Annotated in this window: 1 protein-coding gene; it reads left to right on the top strand. The window is 68.1% G+C overall.

The features are described from left to right. Window positions 1–261 precede the first annotated feature (261 nt). Window positions 262–1,617, top strand: a complete 1,356-nt coding sequence (locus AACH11_RS24690) for an IS1182 family transposase (RefSeq protein WP_341376952.1) — start codon at window positions 262–264, stop codon at window positions 1,615–1,617. Window positions 1,618–1,926: the final 309 nt, after the last annotated feature.

Genomic DNA, 1,926 nt, shown 5'->3' on the forward strand with positions numbered 1-1,926 from the left:
CGTCAAATGTTCGCCATCCAGCAACGGCCGACGCCCACCCTTGTTCTTGCCTTCGCCCATGTTTGCTGCTCTCCCGCTCTCCCGCTTTCTCGCGGACAACGCAGATTAGACAATCATTTCGGCGACACCCTCTCAGAACGTGTGAACGAAACGCGCCCCTGAACCGTTAAGCATTGCATGGACGCTACGACGGTTGGAGACGAGGGTGAGCAGACCCAACAAGGTCTGTTCGGTGAAGGGGAGTTGCCTGCGGGTGCGGTGATGACCGAGCCTGTGCGGGCAGGCGGTGCAGCGCGGGTCATGTCGCCACAGCGCAACCAGGTGGAGCTTCGCCCGGTCGATCTGGAGTCGCTGCTCGCGCATGACCATGCAGCGCGTACCGTCTGGGCGTTCGTTCAGGCGCTGGACCTGGCGCCGCTGTATGCGCGCATCAAGTCGGTGGCCGGTCGCGGCGGTGCGCCGGCCATCGATCCGGCGATCCTGGTGGCGCTGTGGCTGTGGGCCACCATCGACGGCGTGGGTTCGGCGCGCGAGATCGATCGACTGTGCGACCGCGACGACGCCTACCGCTGGATCTGCGGCGGCGTGGGCGTCAACTACCACTCGCTGGCGGACTTCCGCACCGCCCACGAGGCCTGGCTGGATGCCCAGCTCACGGCCTCGATCACCTCGCTGCTGGACCGCCGCCTGATCACGCTGAACGCGGTGGCGCAGGACGGGCTGCGCGTGCGTGCGCATGCCAAGGCGTCGAGCTTTCGCCGGCGCGAGAAGCTCGCCGAGTTGCGCGCCCAGGCCGAGGCCCAGGTGCGCACCCTCAAGCGCGAGCTCACCGAAGACGCGGGCGCCAGCGCCCGACGCAAGCAGGCGGCCATCGAGCGCGCCGCGCGCGAGCGCGAACAGCGCCTGGCAGCGGCCCTGGCCACGATGGACAAGCTCCAGCGCAAGCCCCTGCCCGAGGCCAAGAAGCCCAAGCCGTCCAAGCGGCGCGGCCGCGGCGGGGACGACGAGCCGGGCAGCCCCACAAGCACCGCGGCCAAGCCTGAACCCGAGCCGCGTGTGAGCACCACCGACCCTGATGCGCGGGTGATGAAGATGGCCGATGGAGGCTTCCGGCCAGCATTCAACGCCCAACTGGCGGTCGATGCCCAGACGCAGCTCATCGCCGCCGTGGCCATCACCCACAGCGGCAGCGACATGGGCCAGATGAGCCCGATGCACGCCAACATCCAGCAGCGCTACGCCGTCACGCCCGAGCACTGGCTGGCCGATGGCGGCTTCACCAAGCTGCAGGCCATCGACGAGTTGACCGCACGCGGCACCCAGCCCGTGTTGCCACCCCCGCGCAGCCGCAACCCGGACATCGACCGCCTCGCGCCCAAGGACACCGACTCGCCTGCGCAGGCCCAGTGGCGGGAGTTCATGCGCAGCGACTTCGCCAAGGCCTTGTATATCCAGCGCGGAGCCACGGTCGAATGCGCCAACGCGCAACTGCGACGACGGGGGCTGCAGCGGTTCAACGTCTGCGGCATCGCCAAGGCGCGCGCCGTGCTGCTGTGGCACGCCCTGGCGCACAACCTGATGCGCATGCGCAGTCTGAACATCGCGGTCGAAGCCTGAAGCAGGGCGCGCCGGGCGCCCTTGGCCGCCGCGCACGCTCGCCTGGCCTTGCACAGCCGCACAAAGGGCCCTCGCACCACTCACGCTGCGCATCGGCTCCCGCCTCCTCGCGCCACTGCTGCAATCAGCAGCCATGCGCTCCCCACGGTCGATCGGCGGTTCGTTCACGGCTTGTCAGAGGGTGTCGCCTAAATGATTGTCTAATCTGCGTTGTCCGCGAGAAAGCGGGAGAGCGGGAGAGCAGCAAACATGGGCGAAGGCAAGAACAAGGGTGGGCGTCGGCCGTTGCTGGATGGCGAACATTTGACG

The sequence above is a fragment of the Pseudaquabacterium rugosum genome, assembly GCF_038066575.1.
In the GTDB taxonomy this organism is placed as follows: Bacteria; Pseudomonadota; Gammaproteobacteria; order Burkholderiales; family Burkholderiaceae_C; genus Pseudaquabacterium; species Pseudaquabacterium rugosum.

Bases quoted from the DNA above. Each gene is read 5' to 3' on its own strand.
- AACH11_RS24690 (WP_341376952.1), top strand. From the start codon at position 262: ATGACCGAGCCTGTGCGGGCAGGCGGTGCAGCGCGGGTCATGTCGCCA.